Annotated in this window: 19 protein-coding genes and 2 pseudogenes; 9 read left to right on the top strand and 12 right to left on the bottom strand. The window is 70.9% G+C overall.

The features are described from left to right. Window positions 1-10: 10 nt before the first annotated feature. The 4 genes from ABT063_RS27260 to ABT063_RS27245 form a co-directional block, all read right to left on the bottom strand. Window positions 11-1321: an Nramp family divalent metal transporter gene (locus tag ABT063_RS27260; RefSeq protein WP_351061530.1), complete on the bottom strand. Its 1311-nt coding sequence runs from the start codon at window positions 1319-1321 to the stop codon at window positions 11-13. Window positions 1322-1498: 177 nt separating this feature from the next. Beyond that, window positions 1499-1981: an ATP-binding protein gene (locus ABT063_RS27255; RefSeq protein ID WP_351061527.1), complete on the bottom strand. Its 483-nt coding sequence runs from the start codon at window positions 1979-1981 to the stop codon at window positions 1499-1501. A gap of 59 nt (window positions 1982-2040) precedes the next feature. Then, the gene (locus tag ABT063_RS27250; protein ID WP_351061524.1) at window positions 2041-2949 is read right to left on the bottom strand and encodes an anti-sigma factor RsbA family regulatory protein; all 909 of its coding nucleotides are present in this window, start codon (window positions 2947-2949) and stop codon (window positions 2041-2043) included. A 284-nt stretch (window positions 2950-3233) separates the two neighbouring features. Then, window positions 3234-5567 (bottom strand): ATP-binding protein, encoded by a 2334-nt coding sequence (locus tag ABT063_RS27245; RefSeq protein WP_351061522.1) that lies wholly within the window; start codon window positions 5565-5567, stop codon window positions 3234-3236. A gap of 350 nt (window positions 5568-5917) precedes the next feature. Here ABT063_RS27245 and ABT063_RS27240 point away from each other — a divergent pair, with 350 nt between their 5' ends. Further along, window positions 5918-7258, top strand: a complete 1341-nt coding sequence (locus ABT063_RS27240) for a M14 family metallopeptidase (protein WP_351061519.1) — start codon at window positions 5918-5920, stop codon at window positions 7256-7258. Between the two features lie 9 nt (window positions 7259-7267). Here ABT063_RS27240 and ABT063_RS27235 read toward each other — a convergent pair whose 3' ends face one another. The 6 genes and pseudogenes from ABT063_RS27235 to ABT063_RS52295 all read right to left on the bottom strand — a co-directional run. After that, window positions 7268-7768, bottom strand: coding sequence for a hypothetical protein (locus ABT063_RS27235; RefSeq protein ID WP_351061516.1), 501 nt, complete (start codon window positions 7766-7768; stop codon window positions 7268-7270). A 75-nt stretch (window positions 7769-7843) separates the two neighbouring features. Next, the gene (locus ABT063_RS27230) at window positions 7844-9322 is read right to left on the bottom strand and encodes a GntP family permease (RefSeq protein WP_351061513.1); all 1479 of its coding nucleotides are present in this window, start codon (window positions 9320-9322) and stop codon (window positions 7844-7846) included. Between the two features lie 114 nt (window positions 9323-9436). Next, window positions 9437-9847: a RidA family protein gene (locus ABT063_RS27225; protein WP_351061510.1), complete on the bottom strand. Its 411-nt coding sequence runs from the start codon at window positions 9845-9847 to the stop codon at window positions 9437-9439. Next, the gene (locus tag ABT063_RS27220) at window positions 9844-10608 is read right to left on the bottom strand and encodes an IclR family transcriptional regulator (RefSeq protein WP_095753853.1); all 765 of its coding nucleotides are present in this window, start codon (window positions 10606-10608) and stop codon (window positions 9844-9846) included. The genes ABT063_RS27225 and ABT063_RS27220 overlap by 4 nt, the downstream gene beginning before the upstream one ends. Continuing rightward, window positions 10605-10904, bottom strand: a pseudogene (locus tag ABT063_RS52300) (PfkB family carbohydrate kinase); the annotation flags it as partial. The pseudogene ABT063_RS52300 and the gene ABT063_RS27220, both read right to left, overlap by 4 nt. A gap of 543 nt (window positions 10905-11447) precedes the next feature. Next, window positions 11448-12131, bottom strand: a pseudogene (locus ABT063_RS52295) (sugar kinase); the annotation flags it as partial. A 199-nt stretch (window positions 12132-12330) separates the two neighbouring features. Between ABT063_RS52295 and ABT063_RS27210 the strand changes: the two are divergent. Both ABT063_RS27210 and ABT063_RS27205 read left to right on the top strand, forming a co-directional pair. Next, the gene (locus ABT063_RS27210) at window positions 12331-13602 is read left to right on the top strand and encodes an amino acid deaminase (RefSeq protein ID WP_351061503.1); all 1272 of its coding nucleotides are present in this window, start codon (window positions 12331-12333) and stop codon (window positions 13600-13602) included. Window positions 13603-13627: 25 nt separating this feature from the next. Further along, window positions 13628-15238, top strand: a complete 1611-nt coding sequence (locus tag ABT063_RS27205) for an N-acyl-D-amino-acid deacylase family protein (protein WP_351061500.1) — start codon at window positions 13628-13630, stop codon at window positions 15236-15238. Window positions 15239-15257: 19 nt separating this feature from the next. Here the strand turns inward: ABT063_RS27205 and ABT063_RS27200 are convergent, their stop codons facing one another. Together ABT063_RS27200 and ABT063_RS27195 are read right to left on the bottom strand one after the other, a co-directional pair. Next, window positions 15258-16103: a S1 family peptidase gene (locus ABT063_RS27200; protein WP_351061497.1), complete on the bottom strand. Its 846-nt coding sequence runs from the start codon at window positions 16101-16103 to the stop codon at window positions 15258-15260. A gap of 144 nt (window positions 16104-16247) precedes the next feature. Continuing rightward, window positions 16248-17558 (bottom strand): hypothetical protein, encoded by a 1311-nt coding sequence (locus ABT063_RS27195; protein ID WP_351061494.1) that lies wholly within the window; start codon window positions 17556-17558, stop codon window positions 16248-16250. A gap of 126 nt (window positions 17559-17684) precedes the next feature. Here ABT063_RS27195 and ABT063_RS27190 point away from each other — a divergent pair, with 126 nt between their 5' ends. The 6 genes from ABT063_RS27190 to ABT063_RS27165 all read left to right on the top strand — a co-directional run bounded on the left by ABT063_RS27190 (window position 17685) and on the right by ABT063_RS27165 (window position 24092). After that, entirely contained in the window at window positions 17685-18896 is a 1212-nt protein-coding gene (locus tag ABT063_RS27190; protein WP_351061491.1) for a pyridoxal phosphate-dependent aminotransferase, read from the top strand. 118 nt (window positions 18897-19014) lie between these two features. Then, complete coding sequence (locus ABT063_RS27185) at window positions 19015-19437, top strand: SCO4983 family protein (RefSeq protein WP_351061488.1); 423 nt, start codon at window positions 19015-19017, stop codon at window positions 19435-19437. 253 nt (window positions 19438-19690) lie between these two features. Beyond that, window positions 19691-20764, top strand: a complete 1074-nt coding sequence (locus ABT063_RS27180; RefSeq protein WP_351061485.1) for a substrate-binding domain-containing protein — start codon at window positions 19691-19693, stop codon at window positions 20762-20764. 13 nt (window positions 20765-20777) lie between these two features. Further along, the gene (locus ABT063_RS27175) at window positions 20778-21950 is read left to right on the top strand and encodes a toxic anion resistance protein (RefSeq protein WP_351061483.1); all 1173 of its coding nucleotides are present in this window, start codon (window positions 20778-20780) and stop codon (window positions 21948-21950) included. Between the two features lie 20 nt (window positions 21951-21970). Then, complete coding sequence (locus ABT063_RS27170) at window positions 21971-23503, top strand: substrate-binding and vWA domain-containing protein (protein WP_502990897.1); 1533 nt, start codon at window positions 21971-21973, stop codon at window positions 23501-23503. Continuing rightward, window positions 23490-24092: a hypothetical protein gene (locus ABT063_RS27165; RefSeq protein WP_351061477.1), complete on the top strand. Its 603-nt coding sequence runs from the start codon at window positions 23490-23492 to the stop codon at window positions 24090-24092. The genes ABT063_RS27170 and ABT063_RS27165 overlap by 14 nt, the downstream gene beginning before the upstream one ends. Window positions 24093-24239: the final 147 nt, after the last annotated feature.

The raw sequence follows: 24239 nt of genomic DNA, 5'->3' as shown, positions 1-24239 counted from the left end.
AAGCTGACGGTCAGAAGAACTCCGACCACGGCTGGTCCCAGATCTGCTTCACGCACAGCACCAGGAACAACAGGCCCGAGATCGCCAGCATCGAGTTGCTCAGCGGGCCGCTGCGCCACTGGCTCGGGGTGCGGGAGGTGTTCAGGAGCCACATCAGGGTGCCGGCCAGGAAAGGCAGGAAGGCCGCGCCCAGCACGCCGTAGATGATGATCAGGCGGAACGGCTGGCCCTCGAAGAGCAGCACCATCGGCGGGAAGGTCAGCCAGAGCAGGTACGCGCGGAAGGGCCAGGACCGCTCCCGATCACCCGAGGCGATCTTCTCGCCACGGGCCGCCTCACGGGAGCGGTAGCGCTCCACGAAGTCCGCGAACATCAGGCTCACGCCGTGCCAGACACCGATCAGCGAGGTGAAGGAGGTGGCGAAGAAGCCGATCAGGAAGAACTTGGCCGTCGCCGTTCCGTACTTGTCCTCCAGGATGTCGCTGAGCTGGATCAGGCCCTTGTCGCCGCTCGCGATGGCGATATTGGCCGAGTGCAGGAGCTCCGCGCCGACGAAGAGCATCGCGACGACGAAGACGCCGGTCGTGGCGTACGCGACGCGGTTGTCCAGGCGCATGACCTTCATCCAGCCGGTGTTGGTCCAGCCCTTGGCGTTGACCCAGTAGCCGTAGGCGGCGAGCGTGATCGTGCCGCCGACGCCGCCGATCAGGCCGAGGGTGTTGAGGACCGAGTCCTTCTCGTCGGGGAGGACCGGCAGCAGACCCGCGAAGGCGTCACCCAGATTGGGTGTCACCCTGATCGCCAGGTAGACCGTCACCACGAACATGACGCCCACCAGGATGGTCATGACCTTCTCGAAGACCGCGTACTTGTTGAACCAGACGAAGGCCAGGCCGACCAGGCCGCACGCGATGCCCCACCACTTGAGGTCCATCACGTCCGGGAACAGGGCTTGCAGGGGCAGCGCGCTCGACGACATCGCCGCCGCGCCGTAGACGAAGCCCCAGATCACGACGTAGACGGCGAAGAACCATGTCGTCCAGCGGCCGAGGCTGGCCCAGCCGTCGAAGAGGGTGCGGCCGGTGGACAGGTGCCAGCGGCCCGCCGCCTCGGCGAGGGAGATCTTGACCAGGCAGCCGATGATGGCGGCCCACAGGAGGGTGTAGCCGAAGTTGCTGCCCGCGATGAGCGTGGCGACGAGGTCGCCGGCGCCGACGCCGGTCGCGGCGACGACGATTCCGGGGCCGATGTACTTCCAACTGGACTTGCGGGGCGCTGAGGTAGCCGACCCTGTTGCTGTGTTGTCCGTGGTGTCCGCCATGCAGGTCAAGAAATCCCATAGGGCTCAGGGGCACAAGAGGGCGTGCGCGATCTCCACTCGATGTGCTCACGTACTCGAAGCCCGCTCGAAATTCGCTGGAACCCGCTCGAAGCCCGCTCGTACGGGAACGGGCCCCGCCGGCTGGGCGTGCCGCCGGGGCCCGGGGACTCCCGGGTACTACGGCTGCCGCCGACCGCAGCCGTCCGACCCGCAGGTGCCGAGCTCGAACCAGACGGTCTTGCCCGGACCGTCCTGGTGGCAGCCCCAGCGCCGGGCGAGCGCGTCCACCAGGAACATTCCCCGGCCGCTCTCCGAGGTGCCGGCCTCCAGCACCTGCGGGGTACGGCGGCCGGAGTCCGCGACCTCGCAGCGCAGCACCCCGTGTGCGGCGGTGAGGGTGAGGCGGAAGCGGCTCGCGGAGTGCAACAGGGCGTTGGTGGCGAGTTCGCTGACGAGGAGTTCGGCCACGTCCGCCACGTCGTCCCGGTCGGTGAGGCCCCATGCCTCCAGTTGCCTGCGCACGTGCGCGCGGGCCTCGCGGACGGCAGCGGGGCGGGGGTCGTACTCGACGCTCAGATGGCCCGCTCCCAGGGGTGGCTGGGGGTAGGGGCCGTACCGAGGGTCGGGGTCCGGGAGGGCTCCCCCGGAGAGTTGCAGCATGTCTTCAGGGTGTCCTCCCCGGGGGTAGGGCACACGGGGAGGACTACCCGAATCCTTACCTACGCGTACTGGATGCGGACCGTCGAGCCCTCGCCGTCGGCGCGGATGTCGACGTACGCGCACACCTGGCGGGTGAACCACAGTCCCTGGTCGGGGTCGAGATCGGCGGTGGGCGGCGGGGCGAAGCCGGCCAGCGGGTCGTCGACGCGGCGGGTGCTGCGCAGCTCGCAGACGCAGGCCGGGGCTTCACCCCAGAGCAGGGTGCCGGTGATCGGGGCGAGGTCGGCCGCGGCGGCGGTGACGGACTCGGTGAACAGCTCCGCGTCCGCGGGGGCCAGTCCTCGTGCTCGCGCCTGCTGTCGTACGGCGTCGGGGTCCGGGTGCGCGAGCGGGTGCGCGTCGGCGGGGGGTGGTGGCAGTGGTACGGCGTCCAGTTCGGCGGCGATGCGGGCGGGGGGCTCGTAGACGCCGGTGTCGGGGTGGGTGCGGCGGGCCGCGTCGACGAGGGCGAAGCCGGCGGTGCGGGTGTCGTAGGCACACAGGGCGGTGGTCGCGAAGGGGGCGAAGAGGAGGTTGGCGAGGGCCTCGTAGCGGATCCATTCGGCGGTTTCGCGCGGGGAGCGGCCGGGGCGGCCGTTCCAGACGGGTTCCATGAGGAGGTGGATACGGCCGCCGGCGGCGGCGTGGGTGGTGAGGTAGGCGGCGGCTTGTGCGACGGCGTTGGCGGCGGAGCCGGTGTACCAGTCGGTGTGCGGGATGAGGGTGATGTTCTTGGCGTCGTTGGCGAGGGCGTCTCGTAGGAGGTTCAGTTTTTCGGGGGCTGCGATGGCTACGGGTGGGGGTTCGCCGGGGGTGGTGAGGGCTTCGGTGAGGAAGGGGAGGGCGGCGGCCAGGAAGTCTTCGTCTGTGCCGAACGCGGTCATGCGGTGGTTGAAGGTGTCTGTGGTGGGGGCCGGTTGGTGGGTCATGGGGTTCCCTCGGTGCTGTTGGTTTTTCGGTGCTCGGGGTGGGGGCTGGGCGGGGGTGGTCGCGCAGCCCGGCGCGTACGGGGTGCCGCCTCTCTTTGGGGCGGGAGCCGCCCCAGCGGCACGACTGCCCGCAGCTAGCGCGAAGCGGCTGCCCACAGCTAGCGCGGTACGGCTGACCGCAGCTGACCCGGAGCGGCTGCCCACGGCGGGGCCGCTGCCCGCCCAGCTGCGCGCCGACGGCATCGGCCGGCCGCGGCCGTAGCCCGCGGCCGCGCAGGCGGCCGTCAGCGTTGTGCTGTTACCCAGGCGGCGATCTGGCTGCGGTTGTTGAAGCCGAGTTTGCTGAGGATGCGTTCCACATGGCCTTCGGCGGTGCGGCGGGCGATCACCAGGCGGTCGGCGATCTGCTGGTTGGCGAGGCCCTCGGCGACGAGTTCGGCGACCTGGGCCTCTCGGCGGGTGAGGCGGATTTCGGGTTCGGCGGTCGTCGGGCCTTCGGCGGCGGGAGGGGGTTCGGGGAGGCCGGGTTCCTGGAGGGCGTAGCCGACGATCTCCGCGAGGCCGAGGTCGGCGCCGCGCTCGTAGGCCTGCGTGAACGCGGACCGTCCCACGGCGTCGAGGGCGCGGCGCTCGCTGTCCCGGCGGGTGGCGGCCAGGGCCTGCGAGCCCCAGCGGTTGCGGTCGACGGCGATCCAGACGCGGTCGGCGCCGCCGAGCAGGACGGCCGCGCGTTCGTGGGCGCCGCCCTGTGTGGCGATGAGGGCGGCGAGGTCGAGGGTGAGGGCGATGCCGAGGACGTCGTTGAGGGCGAGTTTGAGGCGGAGGGCCTCGCGGATGTGGCGTTCGGCGCGCGGCCAGTCCTTCTTCACGGTGCGAGCGAGGGCGAGCATCCGCAGGACGTAGGAGCGCACCCATTCCTCGCCGTGCTCCTCGCAGAGGCGGAGGGCCTTCTCGCAGACCTCCACGGCCCGGTCGGCCTCGCCCATGAAGCCGAGCGCGCAGGCGAGTTCGACCTGGTCGAGGCCGACGAGGCTGAGGTGCTGCCCGGGGACGCGGCCGCGGGCGACGCCGGCCTCGAAGTGGGCGAGGGCGGCGGGGAAGTCGTCGGCGAAGAGGCGGATGACGCCGATGACGTAGTCGGCGTGGGCGGCCTCGGCGGCGTCGCCCAGGCGGCGGGCCAGCGCGTGGGCGTCCTCGGCGCGGCGCAGGCCCCGGGTGAGGTCCTCCGGGCAGCCGGCGAGGAGCCCGGCGACCCACAGACCACGAGCGCGCTCCCGGGTCGGCTCGGGGTTGGCGTCGAGGGCCCGGTCGAGCCAGTAACGGCCTTCCCGGGGGGCGCCGCAGGCGTGCCAGTAGAACCAGAGGGTGCCGGCGAGCCGGAGTCCGGCGAGCGCCTCGCCGGGGGCGGTGAGGCTGAAGTCCAGCGCCGCCCGCAGGTTGTCCAGGTCGGCGCGGAGGCGGGCGACGATGTCGCGCTGGCCCGGGCCGAACCAGGCGTGTTCGCAGGTGGTGGCGAGGGTCTGCATACGGTCGCGGAGGCGACGACGGGCGGCCGGCTCCTCCCCCTCCAGCTGCCGCAGCTTGTCGAGTCCGTAGTGCCGCAGGGTGTCGAGGAGCCGGTAGCGGACGCCGTCGGGGCCGGACTCCCGGCACAGTACGGACTTGTCGACGAGCCCGGCGACGGCTTCCAGGACGTCGTACGGCCGGATCCGCTCGCCGTCCGCGCAGACCGCCTCGGCCGTCTCCAGGCCGAAGCCGCCCGCCGCCACCGACAGGCGCGCCCACACCAACTGCTCCCGCTCGGTGCACAGTTCGTGACTCCAGTCGACGGCGGCCCGCAGCGTCTGGTGGCGGGGCAGGACGGCGGGGCTGCCGGCGGAGAGGAGGCGGTAGCGGTCGTCGAGGCGGGCCAGGAGCTGTTCGACGCTCAGTACGCGCATGCGGACGGCGGCGAGTTCGATGGCGAGGGGGAGTCCGTCCAGGCGGCGGCACAGGCGGGCGACGGCGGCGCGGTTGTCCGCGGTGAGCCGGAAGCCGGGGACGACGGCGGCGGCGCGGTCGGCGAAGAGGGCGAGGGCCGGGTAGCCGGCTGCGGCGGAGAGGTCGCCGTCGGGGTCGGGGACCGGCAGCGGCCGTACGTCCAGCAGGTGTTCCTCGGTGAGGCCGAGGCGGTGGCGGCTGGTGGCGAGGATCCGGATGCCGGTGGTGCCGCGCAGGAGGGCGGCGGCGAGGTCGGTGCAGGCCGGCAGCAGATGTTCGCAGTTGTCGACGACGAGGAGCAGGCGCCGGTCCCGTACCTGTTCGACCAGGGCGTCCAACGGCGGCTGGGCGGAGTAGTCGTACAGACCGAGCGCGCCCGCGGCGGCGAGCGGCACGAGCGCGGGGTCGCGCAGGCCGGCCAGGTGCACGAAGCGCACGCCGTCCGGGAAGGCGCGTTCGACCCGGGCCGCGATACGGGTGGCGAGCCGTGTCTTGCCGACTCCGCCGGGCCCGGTCAGGGTGACCAGACGCGCCCGGGCCAACAGCTCGCGGCCTTCGGCCTGCTCGCGGCGCCGGTCGACGAAGCTGGTCGTCTCGACCGGCAGGTGACAGTCCCGTCGTGGCGCTGATCCGCCCATGATCAGCCAGTCCTCTGGGGTGGGGTGTCCGAGGAGCAGGGAGGGTACGGCTCCCGCGCGCCGACTGTGCGCGGTCCTCACTCTTCCCCTTGCCCCACATATATGCACGTACGGGTCACACCCGTGGGTGCACTTCGGCCGGGACCGTGCCGCACGGTGTCGACCCGCGTACACTGCGCGATCGCCTCGGCGAATGGTTCACGCCACCGCGTCCTTATTCGGTCTTGACCTGCTCATGCCATGAGCAGACGATGAGCGACACACCCGCACCAGCCCGTCGCTGAACCACCCCTCGCTCCACTCCCCCACTTCCGGAGATCCCGGAATCCCTGGAGAAACTAGGAGACTTCATGCGACTTCGCATCCGAGGCTCGGGCGCGCGTGGCGGCAGGCGCTACGCCGCTCTCGCCGCCCTCCTCGCGCTCGCCCTCGCGGCCCCCCTCTCCGCGACCGCCGACAGCGCCCAAAAGCCGGCCCCGCAGGCGGACGACATCCGCCAGTACGAGGTCCACATGCACTCGGACTCCAAGTCCCGTACGGCACTTCAGCGGTCCGGCGTGACCGTGGACGACGCCGACGACCACTCCGTCTTCATCTCCGGCCGCGCCGACCAGGTCAAGAAGCTGCGCCAACTCGGCTACGACGTCACGCCGTTGGGCGCCGTACCGGACCGGTCGAACGGCGAGGACGACGTACGGCTGCTGGACTTCCCCTCGGCCGACTCGCGCTACCACAACTACGCCGAGATGAACACGGAGATCAACCAGCGCATCTCGGCGTACCCGAACATCATGAGCAAGCGCGTGATCGGGAAGTCGTACCAGGGCCGGGACATCGTCGCGATCAAGATCAGTGACAACGTGGCGACCGACGAGGCCGAGCCCGAGGTGCTCTTCACCCACCACCAGCACGCCCGCGAGCACCTGACCGTGGAGATGGCGCTGTACCTGATCCGCGAGTTCGGGGCGGGCTACGGCTCCGACTCCCGGGTCACCGGCATGGTGAACAACCGCGAGATCTGGATCGTGCCCGACCTCAACCCGGACGGCGGCGAGTACGACATCGCGACCGGGTCGTACCGGTCGTGGCGGAAGAACCGGCAGCCCAACTCCGGCTCGTCGTACGTCGGTACGGACATGAACCGCAACTGGAACTACCGGTGGGGATGCTGCGGCGGGTCGTCGGGCTCGACGTCCTCCGAGACCTACCGGGGCTCGGCGCCCGAGTCGGCGCCCGAGGTCAAGGTCGTCGCCGACTTCGTACGCAGTCGGGTGGTCGGCGGGGTTCAGCAGATCAAGGCCGGGATCGACTTCCACACGTACAGCGAGCTGGTGCTGTGGCCGTTCGGGTACACCACCGCCAACACGACGACCGGGATGACGGCGGACGATCGCAACGCCTTCGCGACGGTCGGGGGGAAGATGGCCGCGAGTAATGGCTATACGCCGGAGCAGTCCAGCGACCTGTACATCACCGACGGGTCGATCGACGACTGGTTGTGGGGGAACCAGAAGATCTTCGGGTACACCTTCGAGATGTATCCGTCGTCCAGTGCGGGGGGCGGGTTCTACCCGCCCGATGAGGTGATCGAGCGGGAGACTTCTCGTAACCGGGATGCGGTGTTGCAGTTGCTGGAGAACGCGGACTGTATGTACCGGTCTATCGGGAAAGAGGCCCAGTACTGCAGCTAGGCGCCTCAGCTACTCGGCGTTCTCGTCGAAGTAGGCGTCAAGGACCGCGTCCAGCTGCTCGTCCCATTCCTTGAAGCGCGCCCTGGCCGTCGCCTCGATCTCGATCGGGTACCAGCGGCGGTCAGGGGTGTGCACCGTGATGGTGTACCGCTTCCCGAAGCGGGGGGACTCCGTCTCGATCGCGCCGATCTCGTCCCAGCGGAACTCGCACCGCTGGTCGTCCAGGGCGAGCCGTACGCCTTTGTGATCGGCGACGATCTTCGCTCGACGGTCGGAGGCCTCGAAGACGGGGCCGTCGGAGGACTCCTCCTCATCGGCGGGTGTCTCCTGCTTCTCGACCTCGGACTCCGCCTCCTCGGACTCGACGTCCTCGGACTCGACGTCCTTCTCCTCGGCCGGTTTCGTGTCCTCCGGCTCCTCGGTCACGGGCGACGTGAGCCCAGGGACGAAAGCCGGGTCGAATCCGGCGCCCTCCAGGGGCTGGCTGCTCGAACCTATGCGCTGCTCCACACCGGGCAGTATGGTCGAAGATCCTGTGTCGGACACAGCCAGCCCCAACTTCGTTATCAGACGCCTACATGCGGCTTACACGAACAAGCTGAGCACCGCCGCCACCACGAAGCCCACCACCGACAGCACCGTCTCCAGCACGGTCCAGGTCTTCAACGTGTCCCGCTCGCTGATGCCGAAGTACTTCGCCACCATCCAGAAGCCACCGTCATTGACGTGCGAGGCGAAGATCGAGCCGGCCGAGATGGCCATGATGACCAGGGCGACGAAGGCCTGGGAGTGGTCGCCCTCGGCGAGGAGCGGGGCGACGATGCCCGCCGTCGTGACGATCGCGACCGTGGCCGAGCCCTGGGCGACCCGGAGGACGACCGAGATCAGGTAGGAGAGGACGATCACCGGGAGGCCGACGTCGTTGAAGGTGTCGGAGAGGGCCTGGGCGACGCCGCTGGCCTTGAGGATGGCTCCGAAGATGCCGCCCGCGCCGACGACCAGCAGGATGTTGCCGACCGGCTTCAGCGACGCCGTGGACACCGTCTCCAGGGACTTGCGGGACCATCCGCGCCGGAGGCCCAGCAGGTAGTACGCCAGGAGCAGGGCGATCGTCAGAGCCACGAAGGGGTGGCCGAAGAACTCGATCACCGAGCGGGTGGTGGAGGGGTCGAGACCGATCGAGGAGAAGGTGGCGGCGAGGATCAGGATCAGCGGCGTACCGATGATGCCGAGCACCATGCCCAGCGGCACCGGCCGCTCCCGGGGCTCGACGCCCGCCTCCCGCTGCTCGTTGACGACGGCCAGCTTTGCCTCCTTGGCCGCCTCGACCATGTCCTGCGGTACGGCGACGAAGATGCGGCGGCCGATCCACGCCGAGAACGCCCAGGCGGCCAGCACGGCCGGGATGCCGCAGACGACGCCCATGAGGATGACCCAGCCGAGGTCCACGTGGAGCAGGCCGGCCGCGGCGACCGGGCCCGGGTGCGGGGGCAGGAAGGCGTGGGTCATGGAGAGGCCGGCGAGCAGGGGCAGGCAGTAGAGCAGGATCGACTTGCCGGAACGCTTGGCGGCGGCGTAGACGATCGGCGCGAGGACGAAGATGCCCACGTCGAAGAAGACCGGGACACCGAAGATGAGGCCGGTCATGCCCATCGCGAGCGGGGCGCGCTTCTCGCCGAAGAGGTTCAGGAGACGAGACGCCAATACCTCCGCCCCGCCGCTGACTTCGAGGATCGCGCCGAGCATCGTGCCCAGGCCGATGATGATGGCGACGTGGCCGAGGATGCCGCCCATGCCGGACTCGATGGTGGACACGGCGTCGGACCGCTGGACCGTGCCGAAGAGTTCGGTGACCGACAGACCGGCGAGCAGGCCGACGGCTATGGAAACGGCGAGGAGGGCGACGAACGGCTGGAGTCGCGCCTTGATGATGAGGAAGAGGAGCAGGGCGATGCCGATGGCGGCGACCGTCAGGAGGCCTGCGGTGCCGTCCATGAGGAGGAGCAGGCCTCCGGTGTGGGGTGGGGTTTCGGGGGTGGTGGACGCCGCGAGGGGATAGGACATGGGGGGCCTCTACGTAAGCACATACAGCTTTCGGGCAGGGGGGATCGCGGCACGGCGCCCCTGTGGGTGGTGGGCGCCGTGCCGGTTACGGCGTGCGGGAGTTGAGGGGGAGCGTCAGCCGAGGACGGCGAGCGCGTCGATCTCGATGAGGAGCCCGGCGGGGAGGCCGACGTAGACGGTCGTACGGGCGGCCGGAGGCGCGGTGAGGGCCTGCTCCTCGAAGTAGGTGTTGTAGATGGCGTTCATCTCGGCGAAGTGGTCCACGTCCGTGAGGTAGACGCGGATCATCATCACGTCGTCCCAGCTCGCGCCGCCCTCCTCCAGGATCGCCTTGACGTTGGCGAGGGTCTGGAGGGTCTGCTCGCGCAGGGTCGGGCCGGCGGGCGTGGGCGGCTTGCCCTCCTCTGCGGGCAGGAAGCCGACCTGGCCGGCGACCTGGAGGATGTTGCCCTTCCTCACGCCGTGGGAGAACTTCGCGGGCGGGGTGGTGTGCGTCTTCGGGGTGAGGGCGATCTTCTCGGTCATGAGGTGGCTTCCTTGACGGGGGTTTTGCCGGAGTACTCGCCGCTGATCGTGTCCGCGGTACGGCGGACCAGCGGCAGCAGGGTGAGGAGTTCGTCGGCGGTGACGACGACGTTCGGGGCGGAGACCGACATCGCGGCGACGACCCGGCCGTCGGCGCCGCGGATCGGTGCGGCGACGCAGTTGATGGACTCCTCGTGGCCACCGAGGTCGGTGGCCCAGCCCTGTTCGCGCACCTTCTCCAACTCCCTCAGGAAGGCGGGGGCGTTGGGCGTCGAACGGGCCGTGTACATGGGGTAGTCGAGCTTGTCGGCGAGGGCGCGGCGCTCGGGTTCGGGCAGGTCGGCGAGGAGGAGCTTCGCCACGGCGGCGACGGTGATGGCGACGGGCTTGCCGATCCGCGAGTACATCCGTACGGGGTAGCGGCTCTCCACCTTGTCGATGTAGAGGACCTCGTCCTCCTCGTAGACGGCGAGGTGGACGGTGTGTCCGCACTGTTCGTTGAGGCGTACGAGGTGGGGGTGGGCGATCTCGCGGATGTCGAGGTTCTCCATGGCCTCCTGGGCGAGCGCGATGAGCCGGGCACCGAGGCGGTAGCGCTGGTCGGACTGGCGGTAGACCATGCCGTGCTCGTGCAGGGTGCGGAGGAGGCGCAGGGCGGTGGACTTGTGCACGCCGAGGCGGTCGGCGACCTGCCCGAGGTCGGCGGGGCCCTCGGCGAGCAGCGGCAGGATGCTCAGCGCGCGGTCGACGGTCTGGCTCATGGGGTGCGTACCTCCTCGTCGGCCCGGCCTGCTGTCTGTGTCCAGCCGGGGCCGAGTCGAAGTCTCCCCCACTCGGCGTCGTCCAGGGCGGCCAGGCGGTCGGCGTGGGTGCGGGTGGGGGGTGTGGCCAGGTCGCCGGGGGTGGTGAGGGTGGCGGCGGCCATGAGGTGGCCGTGGCGGATTCTGTCCCTCACGGGGAGGCCGCGGAGGGTGGCGGAAAGGAAGCCTGCGGCAAAGGCGTCGCCGGCGCCGATGGTTGCTACGACGGTGACATTGAGGGCCGGCACAGACGTGACGGTGTCGGTGTACAGCAGGGTCGGCGTCGGGTCCGTTGGCTGTGTCGTGCCCGGGGTTGCTGCCGCGGGATGGGTCGCGCGGCCCGGCGCTGACGGGGTGCCGTCTCTCTTTGGGTCGGGAGCCGCCCCAGCGGCACGGCTGCCCGCGGGCCAACGGCGTGGTTGCGCGCCACGCGCGGGCGCGGGGTGGCCGGGCGGCTGGGCATCACTCGCGCCGACCGCCGCGCCCGTGCCGTGGCCCCCGCGCCGGCCCGCGTCCTCTCCCCGGCCCGCACGCTCACCCGAGCCCACACGCTCACCCGAGCCCGAGCCCGCACGCTCACCCCAGCCCGCACGCTCACCCCGGCCCACACGCTCTCCCGAGCCCGAGCCCGAGCCCGAGCCCGCACGCTCGCCCCGGCCCGCACGCTCACCCGAGCCCGAGCCCGCACGCTCGCCCCGGCCCGCACGCTCTCCCGAGCCCGAGCCCGCACGCTCACCCCAGCCCGCACGCTCGCCCCGGCCCGCACGCTCTCCCGAGCCCAAGCCCAAGCCCGCGCGCTCGCGCTCGCGCTCGAACACAGTCGCCCCCCGCGCCCCCTCCTTCACCACCAGCACGGATGGCTCCGGCAGCACCCCCCGGATCGCCTCCGCCCCGCCCGTAACCCCCCAGGCCTCCTCCGCCTCGTCCTCCCCCACGAACACGATGTCGGCCTGCCGCGCCAGCTCCAGCAGTACGCGCGGGCCGTCGGCGTTCTGCCACAGGCCTGCCCGGTGGTTCACGTCGAACGAGATCAGTGGGCGGCACTCCCCGGGAGCCGTCAGCTCGCGCAGCAGGTCCAGGCACTCACCGGACAACGCCGCCGTGATCCCGGAAAGATGCAGCACCCGCCCCGCCCGCACCGCCCGCAGGTCCACGTTCTCCACGGACATCGCCGACGCCGCCGAGCCCGCCCGGTAGTACGCCACCTCGTGTGCGTCCGTCGCCCTGTCCCCCGCCGTACGGAAGTACACCCCCGTCGGGCGCGCCGGATCCCGTCGGACGGACGCGACGTCGACGCCGTAGGAACCGATGGCCTCGACCAGGTGGTCACCGAACCCGTCGGCCCCCACCCGGCTGACCCACCGCACGGAGTGCCCCGCGGCCGCCAGCCCGCATGCCACGTTCGACTCCGCGCCCCCGATCCCTCGCTCGAAGGACGGAACGTCGGCGAGGCGGCCCGGGCGGGAGGGCAGGAACGTGACCATGGACTCGCCGAGCGCGACGACGTCCACGACGTCGGGGGCATTGCAGGGTCCCGTGGGGGTCACGATGGTCGTAGCTCCTCGTCGTCGCGCGGGGGGCGGCGGCTCCGTTGACCCCGCGTTGGCCGAGATGTTAGACAGCAGTAAGCGATATACGCAATGAGCGTTGCAGACAGTGCAACGCTCGGATCAGGGAGGCTCCATGGCCGTCGAAGCGCTCGCCCACCTCGCAGAGGAACGCCTCGACCACCGTTTCAAGGGCCTCCCGCCGGACGCCGACGGCCTGACCGTCGGCGAGCTGGCCGCCCAGCGCCGCAACCTCTTCACCGGGGGCTTCGCCACCCCCGTGCTCGCCCTCTCCGCCGAGCGCCTGGAACACAACCTCGAGCTCATGCAGACGTACGCGGCCCGCCACGGCCTCACCTTCGCCCCGCACGGCAAGACCTCCATGGCACCCCAGCTCTTCCGGCGCCAGATCGAGCACGGGGCGTGGGGCATCACGCTCGCGATGCCGCACCAGGTGCGGGCGGCGCGGGCGTTCGGCGTCCAGCGTGTCTTCCTCGCGAACGAGCTGGTCGACCCGGCCGCCCTGCGCTGGATCTCCGCCCAGCTCGACGCCGACCCCGGCTTCCGCCTCATCTGTTACGTCGACTCCGTGCGCGGAGTGGAGCTCATGGACGCGGCACTGCGAGGAGCCGACCGCCCCCTGGACGTCGTCGTCGAGCTGGCCGCGGGCGAAGGCGCCCGCACCGGCGTCCGTACGGAGGCGGAGTGCGCGGCGGTCGCCGACGCGGTGGCCGCCACGCGCACCCTGCGCCTCGTCGGCGTCGCCGGCTACGAGGGCGAGGTCCCGCGGGCCGACCCCGAACGGGTGCACGCCTGGCTGCGGCGGCTGGTCGCCCTGGCCGTCGACTTCGACAAGGCGGGGCGGTTCGCGGGGGCCGGGCTGGACGAGATCGTCGTCAGCGCGGGTGGCAGCGCCTGGTTCGACGCGGTGGCCGACGTCTTCGCCGAGATCCCCGAACTGTCGGCTCCGGTCCTGAAGTTGCTGCGTTCGGGCGCGTACGTCTCCCACGACGACGGCCACTACCGCAAGATCACGCCCTTCAACCGCGTCCCCCAGGAGGGCACGCTGGAACCGGCCTTCCGCCTCTGGACGCAGGTGGTGTCCCGGCCCTCCGCCGAGCAGGCCTTCCTCAACGCGGGCAAGCGGGACGCGGCGTACGACCTCGATCTGCCCTTCGCCCAGGTCGTCCGCCGGGACGGCGTCGAGTGCCCCGCCACCGGGATCGAGGTGACCGCCCTGTCCGACCAGCACGCGTGGCTGCGCACCACCCCAGAGGCGGACCTGGAAGTCGGCGACTGGGTCGGCCTCGGCCTGTCCCACCCGTGCACGTCGTTCGACAAGTGGCAGCTCATTCCGGTCGCCGAGGCGGACGGCACGGTCGTCGACTACATCCGTACGTTCTTCTAGAGAGCTGCTGGAGAGAGGGCCGGTCATGGAAGAGCTCGTCATCCGGGACGCGGACGTCGTGGACGGCTCCGGCGGTCCGTCGTACCGCGCCGATGTGGTCGTGGACGGCGGCCGGATCGTGGGAATCGTCCAGGAGGCCGCGGCTGCGGGCTGTCAACGTCCCAAGGCGCGGCGGGAGCTGGACGCCGAGGGGCTCGTCCTCTCACCCGGCTTCATCGACATGCACGCCCACAGCGACCTCGCCCTGCTCCGCGACCCCGACCACAGTGCCAAGGCCGCGCAGGGCGTCACCCTCGAAGTCCTCGGCCAGGACGGGCTGTCGTACGCGCCGGTCGACGACCGTACGCTCGCCGAGGTCCGCCGTGCGATCACCGGCTGGAACGGATACGGCGACGACATCGACTTCGACTGGCGGTCGGTGGGCGAGTACCTGGACCGGCTGGATCGCGGGATCGCCGTGAACGCGGCCTATCTCATCCCCCAGGGCACGGTCCGTGCCCTGGCCGTCGGGTGGGAGGACCGGGAGGCCACACCCGAAGAGCTGGACCGCATGCGGCAGCTGGTCGCCGAGGGCATGGAACAGGGCGCGGTCGGCATGTCGTCGGGGCTGACCTACACGCCCGGCATGTACGCCAAGGACGCGGAACTGACCGAGCTGTGCCGGGTGGTGGCGGAGTACGGCGGCTACTACTGCCCGCATCACCGCTCGTACGGGGCCGGCGCCCTCGAGGCGTACGAGGAGATGGTCGCCCTGACCCGGGAGGCCGGCTGCCCGCTCCACCTGGCGCACGCCACCATGAACTTCGGCGTGAACAAGGACCGCGCGCCCGAGCTGCTGTCCCTGCTGGACGAGGCGCTGGCCGCCGGAGCCGACATCAGCCTCGACACCTACCCCTACACGCCCGGCTCTACCACGCTGGCCGCGCTGCTGCCGAGCTGGGCGAGCGAGGGCGGCCCGGAGGAGATCCTCAAGCGGCTGACGGACGAGGAGACGGCCGCCCGCATCCGCCACCACCTGGAGGTCGTGGGCGCGGACGGCTGCCACGGAGTGCCCGTCGAGTGGGACACGATCGAGATCTCGGGCGTGACGAATCCGGCCCTGGCGGACCATGTCGGCCGTACGGTGCAGGAGTCGGCGCAGCGGCTCGGTGAGGCCCCTTGGGTCACCGCCCGCCGCCTGTTGCTGGAGGACCGGCTCGGCTCGACGATCCTCCAGCACGTCGGCCACGAGGAGAACGTCCGGGCGATCATGCGCCACCGCGTCCACACGGGCGGCTCCGACGGCATCCTCCAGGGCGCCAAGCCGCACCCTCGGGCGTACGGCACCTTCCCGCAGTATCTCGGCCGGTACGTGCGGGAGTTGGGCGTGCTGTCGCTGGAGGAGTGCGTCGCCCACCTCACCGCGCGCCCGGCGGCCCGGCTGCGCCTGCCGGACCGCGGGCTGGTCCGTGAGGGGTACCGGGCCGACCTGGTCCTCTTCGACCCGGCGACGGTCGCGGCGGGCTCCACCTTCGAGGAGCCGCGCACGCTGCCGACGGGCATTCCGTACGTCCTGATCGACGGCCGGTTCGTGATCGAGGACGGGCGGCGGACGGACGTACTGGCGGGGCGGGCGGTGCGCCGTACTCCCGTATGACCGCCCGCCGTTCGCGGAACTACGGCTTGGGCAGGGTGCACCCGCTGCGGCTCAGGTCCAGCTTGTTGTCCAGACCGAAGCAGGCGGGGATCTGGTAGGTCTCCTGGGCGTAGTTGATGCCCTGGCGGACGGTGACGTTGCCGCTCGCGTCGACCTCGCAGGGGTTGTTCACCGTGCAGGACTCGCCGTCCTCGTTGCCGGTGTTGTTGACGGCGACGACCCTGCCGGTGGCCTGGTCGATGACCGGGGAGCCGGAGGTGCCGCCGATGGTCTGGCAGGCGGAGGTGTAGCGGACCGAGTCCTTCCAGGTCCAGCTGCCCTCCTTCATGCGGTACACGAACCCGTCGATGTTGCAGTTGTACAGCCGCTTCCAGTAGCCGGAGGCGACCGTGATGGCGGTGCCGGCCACCGGGTGGGTGTCGTTGAGGGTGAGCGCGGTGATGCCGTACGAGCTCTTGATCTGCGCGTATGTGGTGGTGAGCTGGTACAGCGCGACGTCCGTGTCGGTCATCGTCGCGTAGGCGATCTTGCTGGCGCGCAGGGTGGCGATCCGCGTGCCGGCGGAGTTGAGCAGGCCGAAGGTGCGGCTGGAGGCGCGGTCGACGATGACTTGGCCGGCCGCCGGGAAGCCGGACTCCAGGCAGTGGCCGTTGGACATCACCATCGCCGGGTCGTTGTCCTCCGAGCCCGGGAAGCGGATCACGGAGCCGGAGCAGTTGCTGAGCGAGACGGTGCCGGCGAAGGTGACGGCCTGGACGGCGGGGGCGGCGGCTTCCTCTGCGGGAGCGGGTGCCGCGACCGCCGGTGCCGCGCCGGCCCCGGCGATCACCAGGGCGAAGAGCGCGGCGACGAGAGGTTTTCTCATGTGGGGGTCCCCTCTGTACGACGAGGGTGACCGGAAATCTTCCGGCCACCCGCAGTTTTGTCATGCGCATTGTCAATCGAGGGGCGCGTGGGAGCAAGGAGTTGTTTCAGGCCTCCACTTGGCCGATTCGCACTGCTGACGCGACTACTTGGGGCCCTTGGTGCCGCCCTGACCGCGCCCGGGCTTTCGGTCGGAGTTGCCTGGCGCCGAGGTGGGGGCGGAGGAGGTGGTGGGGTCCGCGGTGGCGGTAGGGGTCGGCTCGGCCTGGGACCCGTTGTCCCCGCCCTCGGACGTGGAACGGTTCGTCGAGGCGCTCGGGGTCACGGACGCACTCTCGGACAACCCCGTGCCGCCCGAACCACCCGGCCCCTCCTCCGAGTCGCCCGGGCCGCCCGACGGACGGTCGCCGGCCGCCGCCCCGGCGGAGGCGTCCGCGTCCGTGGGCGCCGCGGAATCCCCCACCGCCGGAGTCGTACGGTCGCCCTTGCCCTCCTCCCTGCCGGACGACCCCGCAGAGAGGGAGAACCCGACGATCAACGCGGCCGCCGACACGACCCCGACCGCCCCAGCGGCGACCACACGACGCGACCGCCACGCCTTCGGCTTACGCCGGGAAGGGCGGCCGGAGCCGAGGCGGCGATCCGGGACGGTCCGGCGCCCCGCTTCGACTCCCTCGCCGTCGTCCGAGCCAGGCCGGCTGTCGACACCGAGGCTCCCGCCTGCGCTGGGAAGGTCGCCCGCACTGAGCGGTCCACGTGCGCTGAGCGGTTCACGTGCGCTGAGCCGTTCACGTGCGCTGAGCCGTTCACCCGCGCTGGGCAGTTCGCCCATGCCGGGCAGTTCGCCCGCGCCGACATGGCCGCCCACGCCGGAATGACCGCCCGCATCAGAAACCCCACCCACACCGGGCCGACGCCCCGACTCCGAACTGCCGCCCGACCCGAACCCGTCATCCGAGCCAGGAATCCCACCCACGCCGGCCAGGCCGCCCACGCCCGGATGTCCGACCTCGCCCGGACAACCGCTCACCGCCGGACGACCGCTCACCCCCAGACGGCCCCCCACGCCCAGACGGCCGGCCTCCCCCGGATGACCACTCACACCCAGGTGCCCGTCCACGCCCGGACGGCCAGCCTGCCCCGAACCCCCGCCCACACCCAGACGCCCATCCACATCCACGCCCGGATGCCCAGCCACCCCTGGATGCCCACCCTCGCCCCCGTCCCCCACCACCGAAGGCATCTCGCGAGTGTCCTCGTACCCGCGGTCATAGACGTCCCGCCAGCCATGCGCGGCCGCCGGATCGGCGTACTCCTCGTACGCGGGGGTCGACTCGGCCCGAGGGTGGTACACGTTCGGCGGCTCCAGGGGGTCGCCGTCCCCGGGTACGCCGTAGGGGCCGGTCGTGGCATTCGTTCCGTACGTCCCGTTGTCGTACTGAGGTGGCCTCGACATGGCGGCGCATTGTAGGGACGGGTGGGGTTCGTGGGACAGCGACCGGCGATACCCGCCCAAACCGGCGCGTCTCACGTGGTGGAAAACACGGCCCACGATGCGTTACCGGGCCGTAAGCTCCCAGACATGCAGGTGATCCAGTCGACCAAGCTCGCCAACGTCTGTTACGAGATCCGGGGCCCGGTTCTCGAGGAGGCGATGCGCCTGGAAGCGGCAGGTCACCGCATCCTCAAGCTCAACACCGGGAATCCGGCCGCCTTCGGGTTCGAGTGTCCGCCCGAGATCCTGGAGGACATCCTCCGGAACGTGTCATCGGCCCACGGCTACGGCGACGCGAAGGGACTCCTCGCCGCACGCCGGGCCGTCGTCATGCACAACCAGACCCTCGGCGTCGAGACGGACGTCGAGCACGTCTTCATCGGCAACGGCGTCTCCGAGCTGATCGTGATGGCGATGCAGGGGCTGCTGGACGACGGCGACGAGGTGCTCGTGCCCGCGCCCGACTATCCGTTGTGGACCGCGGCCGTCTCCCTGTCCGGCGGTACGGCCGTCCACTACCGGTGCGACGAGCAGGCCGACTGGATGCCCGACCTCGCGGACGTGGAGCGGAAGGTCACCGACCGCACCAAGGCCATCGTCATCATCAACCCCAACAACCCGACGGGGGCCGTGTACGACGAGGCGATGCTCCGCGGGCTGACCGACATCGCCCGCCGCCACAATCTGCTGGTCTGCTCCGACGAGATCTACGACAAGATCCTGTACGACGACGCCACGCACACGCCGACCGCCGCGGTGGCCCCGGATCTGCTGACGCTGACCTTCAACGGCATGTCGAAGGCCTATCGGGTGGCGGGGTACCGAGTCGGGTGGATGTCGATCTCCGGGCCGCGTGCGCATGCCGATTCGTATATCGAGGGTCTGACGATCCTGGCGAACATGCGGCTGTGCGCGAACATGCCGGGGCAGCACGGGGTCGTCGCCGCGCTCAGCGGGCGGCAGACCATCAACGACCTGGTACTGCCCGGCGGGCGGCTGCGCGAGCAGCGGGACGTGGCGTACGAGCTGCTGACCCAGATCCCCGGTGTGAGCTGCGTGAAGCCGAAGGGGGCGCTGTATCTCTTCCCGCGCCTCGACCCCGAGGTCTTCAAGATCAAGGACGACCGGCAGATGGTCCTGGACCTGCTGCGCCAGGAGAAGATCATGGTCGTCCAGGGCACCGGCTTCAACTGGCCCGAGCCGGACCACTTCCGGGTGGTGACCCTGCCGACGACGGGGGACCTGCGATCGGCGATCACTCGGATCGGGAACTTCCTGGATGGTTACAGCCAGCCGTGAAGGCCGTGGGGGAAGGCCGTTCACCCTTCGTGTGCACGCGGTCCTGTTTTGTGAATCACTCAACTTTAGACGAAATCTAAGCTAGGATGGCTTCCTGACAGCACAGGAGGCCATCCCCATGTACGAACCGATCCGCACCAAGTCGGTCCACAGCACGATGGCCGGCACCACCTCCGACTTCCCGCACCGCTCCCGTGAGGAAGAGCTGGACATCCAGCTCGCCGGCCATCTCGCCGCACTGCTCGCCGTCACGGACGAACTGCGTGCGCTGGCCCCGTCCGCCGATCTGGACACCGCGGCCGACCGGCTCGCCGAGCAGGTGACCCGGCTGCGGGCAGGACGTACGCCGGCCCGGGCGCCGCTCACGACTGTCGGCGGGCAGTCGAATCTCGCGGCCGTACACCGCCGGGCGCACGCGCTGGCGGGCCGCGCCCTGGTCGTCGCGGCCTCCCGCGCCGACACGGCGGCGGCGATCCTCTCCGCCGAGCGCATGGACGCACACACCGAAGCCCTGGAGCCCCGCGAACTCGCGTCCCACTGACCTTCACCGAGCCCGAGGCAGGGCACCCCCGGTCGGCCCCGGTCCGCGCGCACCCGCAGCGACGCGCGGGCCGGGCGCCACGCACTGCGTCGGCCTGAGCCGGGGCTTTGAGCGGGCGTCGGCTTCGAGGTTCCATCGGCCACCGTGCGGGTCACGGAATGGCGCATTCCTGTTGCATACCGGGTCCGCGTAGTCGCCCCCCGTTCATCCGATTCGCCTGGGAATGTTGGGTTCCGCGAGCACGCTCCTCAACGTGAGACGTATCGCAGGAATCGTCCTCGCGGTGCTGCTGGTCGGCGGAGTGGTGGCAGCCGTCGTAGCGGGCCGGGACAACGGGGACAACGGCACGGCAACGAAGACCGTGCGCGCAGTGATCGGATCGGAGAAGGCGGAGTTCTTCGCCGATCCCGACGTGGTGAAGGCCCTCGCCGCCGAGGGCTACACCGTGCAGGCGGAGACCTCCGGGTCCTGGGCCATGGAGGGCCTGGACCTCAAGGGCTACGACCTCGCCTTCCCGTCCAGCCAGGCGCCCGCCGACGAGCTCGCCGCGAAGTACAAGGCCCGGCAGCCCCTGCCCGTGCCCTTCTACTCGCCGCTCGTCGTGGTGGCCCACCGCGGGGCCGCCGAGGTGCTCGCGGACAACGGGCTCGCCGTCCTCGGCAAGAACCGCGGCACCCTGAAGATGGGCGCCTACCTCGACGCCGCCGAGCGCGACCGGACCTGGCAGCAGCTCAAGGGCGCCGAGAAGTACGGGGAACTCACCGGCACCCTCTACATCGCGACCACCGACCCGGAGACCTCCAACTCCGGCGCCCTCTACCTCGCCGCCGCCTCCTACGTCGCCGCCGGCGGCAAGGTGGCCGCGAGCACCGCCGACGTCGACCGCACCGCGCCCCTGATGCGCAAGCTGGTCAGCGTCCAGGGCGCCCAGCAGTCCAGTACGGACGCGGCCTTCCGGGACTTCGTCAGCGGCGCCGGCAACCCGCTCGTGCTCGTCTACGAGTCCCAGGTCGCCGCCCTGCTCCATGACAAGCAGAGCTTCGACGACCTCACCGTCCTCTACCCGGACACCACCGCCAACAGCGACCACACCGTCGTACCGCTCACGGACGACGGCCGCGCGCTCGGCGAACTCCTCGGCAGCGACCCGGCCCTGCGCGAGCTGGCCGTGCGGCACGGGTTCCGGCCGCAGGGCGCCACGGCCGAGTTCACCGAGGCGACCGCCGCCCACGCCGCGTACCTCAACCAGAAGCTGACCGGCATCCGGCAGGCGCCCGTGCCCACCTCCGAGGTGCTGCACGAGATGGCGCGCCGGGCGCGCGGATAGGGGGGAACCGCACATGCCCACCGACGACACTTTCACTCTCACCCCGCCCGAGGCCGTCACACCCGTACCCCGGGAGAAGGCCGGCGGACTCGTCCCCGTCGATGAGGGCGTCCGTACGGACATGGCCAAGAAGGCCTCCGCGTACGTCGAGGGCCTCGCCGCCCTCGACGCCCGCTCCCCCGAGTTCGCCGGCAAGGTCGGGGAGATCACCGCGCTGGGCGCCGGGGAGATGCGCAGCGCCTCCGCGCAGTCCAACCGGATGCTGGAGCGGACCGTGCGCAGCCTGCCGTCCAAGGGAGGCGACGCGCAGTCCCAGGTGGCGGGTTCGCTCGTCGAACTCCGGCGGGTGGTGGAGGACCTGGACCCGCGGGACCTTCCCGCCGCCAAGGGGCGCAAGTTCCTGTCCCGGCTGCCCGGCGGCAACAAGCTGCGCGACCACGTCGCCAAGTACGCCTCCGCACAGGGGACGCTGAACAAGATCGTGGGCTCCCTGCGGGGCGGTCAGGACGAGCTGCGGCGTGACAACGCCGCGTTGCAGACCGAGCGGGTCCGTCTGTGGGAGACCATGGGCAAGCTCCAGGAGTACGTCGTGCTGACCGAGGCCCTGGACACGGCCGTGGAGCAGCACATCACGACGACGGAGGCCACCGACCCGGCCCAGGCCGACACTCTCCGGGCCGACGTGCTCTTCCCCGTCCGGCAGAAGCACCAGGACCTGCTCACCCAGCTCGCGGTGTGCGCGCAGGGCTACCTGGCGATGGACGTCGTACGACGCAACAACGAGGAGCTGATCAAGGGCGTCGACCGCGCGGCCACCACCACCGTGTCCGCGCTGCGTATCTCCGTGATGCTGGCCTCCGCGCTCGACAACCAGAAGAAGGTCGTGGACCAGGTCAACGCTCTGCGCGGGACGACGGAGGATCTGATCCGGGGCAACGCCGAGATGCTGGCGACCCAGAGCGGGGAGATCCAGCGGATCGCCGCCGACCCGGCGGTGGGCGCCGACACCCTGCGCACCGCCTTCCAGCAGATCTACCGCACCCTCGACGCGATCGACACCTACAAGGTCCAGGCGACCGAGGCGATGGCGGCCACCGTGGAGTCCCTGACCTCGGAACTCCAGCACGCGAGCGCGTACTTGGAGCGCAGCCGGTCGCAGGGCGCGCTGGAAGGCGGCCTCACATGAGACGAGGTATGAGGCGGGGTATGGGACGCCCCCTGGCCGTCGCCGTCGCGGCGATCGCCCTGCTGACGGCCTGCACCACGGCCGAGAAGCCGGACGACCCCGCCTCGCCCGAACCCGGCACCCTCCGTGTCCTCGCCTCCAGCGAGCTCAGCGACATGGCCCCGGTCCTCGACCGGGTCGAGAAGGACACGGGCATCAAGGTCCGGCCCACCTACATGGGCACCCTGGACGCCGTGGAACTGCTGGCGAAGGGCGAGGCGGACGGGCGGTACGACGCTCTGTGGCTGTCGTCCAACGACTATCTGCGTCTGCGACCCGACGCGGCGAAGAAGGTGTTCTCCGAGACCCCGGTCATGTCGAGCCCGGTCGCGATCGGGGTGAAGGCGGCCACCGTACGGAAGCTGGGCTGGCAGCCGGACGACGTCACCTGGTCCCGGATCGAGCAGGCCGTGCGCGACGGGAAGCTGACGTACGGCATGACCGACCCGGCCCGCTCCAACTCCGGCTTCTCCACGCTCGTCTCGGTCGCCTCCGCCCTCTCCGGCGCCCAGTCCGCGCTCACGGACGCGGACGTCACCAAGGCCGCGCCCCGGCTGAAGGAGTTCTTCCGGGGGCAGCAGCTGACGTCGGGTTCGTCGGGCTGGCTGGCGACCGCCTACGAGCGGCGCGGGAACGTGGACGCCCTGCTCAACTACGAGTCCGTCCTCAAGGGCATCCCCGGGCTCACCGTGATCCGCCCCCGAGACGGGGTCGTCACCGCCGACTACCCGCTCTCCTCCCTCGCGGCCACGAACGCGACCACCCGCGAGGACGTGCGCCGTCTGACCGAGGCCCTGCGCACGCCGGAGATCCAGCGGGAGATCAGCGAGCGCACGCACCGCCGCCCGGTCGTCGCCTCCGTAGCGCCCGCGGCCGGCCTCGACACCGACCGCCGGCGCGAACTGCCCTTCCCCGGCAGCCGGTCCGTCGCCGACGGCCTGCTCGACTCCTACGAGAACGAGCTGCGCCGCCCGTCCAGGACCGTGTACGTCCTGGACACCTCGGGCTCGATGAAGGGCGACCGGCTGGCGCGGCTCAAGACGGCGCTGACCGGGCTCACCAGCGACTTCCGTGAGCGTGAGGAGGTCACGCTGATGCCGTTCGGGTCGGCGGTGAAGAGCGTACGGACGCATGTCGTGGACCCCGCCGATCCGCAGACCGGCCTCGACGCGATCCGCCGCGACACCGAGGCGCTCACCGCCGAGGGCGACACCGCGATCTACACGTCCTTGGAGGCGGCGTACGGGCATCTGGCCGTCGACCGGGACACGTTCTCGTCCATCGTGCTCATGACGGACGGCGAGAACACGACCGGCGAGGACGCGGAGCACTTCGAGCTCTTCTACACGGGGCTCAAGAGCACTTTCCAGGACATCCCCGTCTTCCCCATTCTCTTCGGCGACTCCGACAAGTCCGAACTGGAGCACATCGCCGAGCTGACCGGCGGCCGCCTCTTCGACGCCCAGCAGGGCTCGCTGGACGGCGCCTTCGAGGAGATCCGTGGCTACCAGTAAGTTCCTCGGCTGTCTCGAGTCCCGTAAGAACATCACCGGGAGCGCCTGCGGGCTCGTGGGCGTGGTGCTGACCTTCGCGGGGGTGGCGGGGCCGTACTGGCCCGTGGTCGTGGTCGGTCTGTACGGGGCGGGTGCGCTGATCGCCCCACCGGAGCGGCCGCCGCTGCCCGACTTCGCGGATCCGTCGGCCCAGCTCGACGAGGTGCGGGCCGACTTCGAGCGGCTCCGGGGCTATCTGGCGAACGTCGAGCTGCCGCCCGCCGCCGCGGGCCGGCTCACCGAGCTGACCGAGCTGCTGGCCGCGCTGCTGGACCCCGGCTGGGTCACCGAGGTGCTCGCCCAGGACCCGGAGGGCGTGCACGCGCTGTCCCGGGCCGTACGGCAGGACGTTCCGGAGGCGGTCGACGCGTTCGTACGGACGCGGTGGTGGACGCGGCTGGCGCCGGGTCAGGAGTCACCGGAACGGCATCTGGAGCGGCAGTTGACCTTGCTGCACGAGGAGGCCGAACGGCTGGCCGCGGCGGTACGGGAGACCGAGGCGCGGCGGCAGGAGTCGCACACGCGGTACCTGGAGGACCGCTCGAAGTGAGCGCAAGGGCGAGGGCCTGTCGTCACCTTCCTCCCGTCGGGGCGGACGGAAAGGTGACGACAGGCCCGGGGTCCCGCACGCCGTTGTACGGAACCTCGCCGGTCAGGGGTGGGTCACCGCGGCCGGCCGTGACGATGTTGCTGGTCA

Source organism: Streptomyces sp. NPDC002838, assembly GCF_040295365.1.
Lineage (GTDB): Bacteria > Actinomycetota > Actinomycetes > Streptomycetales > Streptomycetaceae > Streptomyces.
This window is presented reverse-complemented; position numbering and strand designations above follow the sequence as displayed.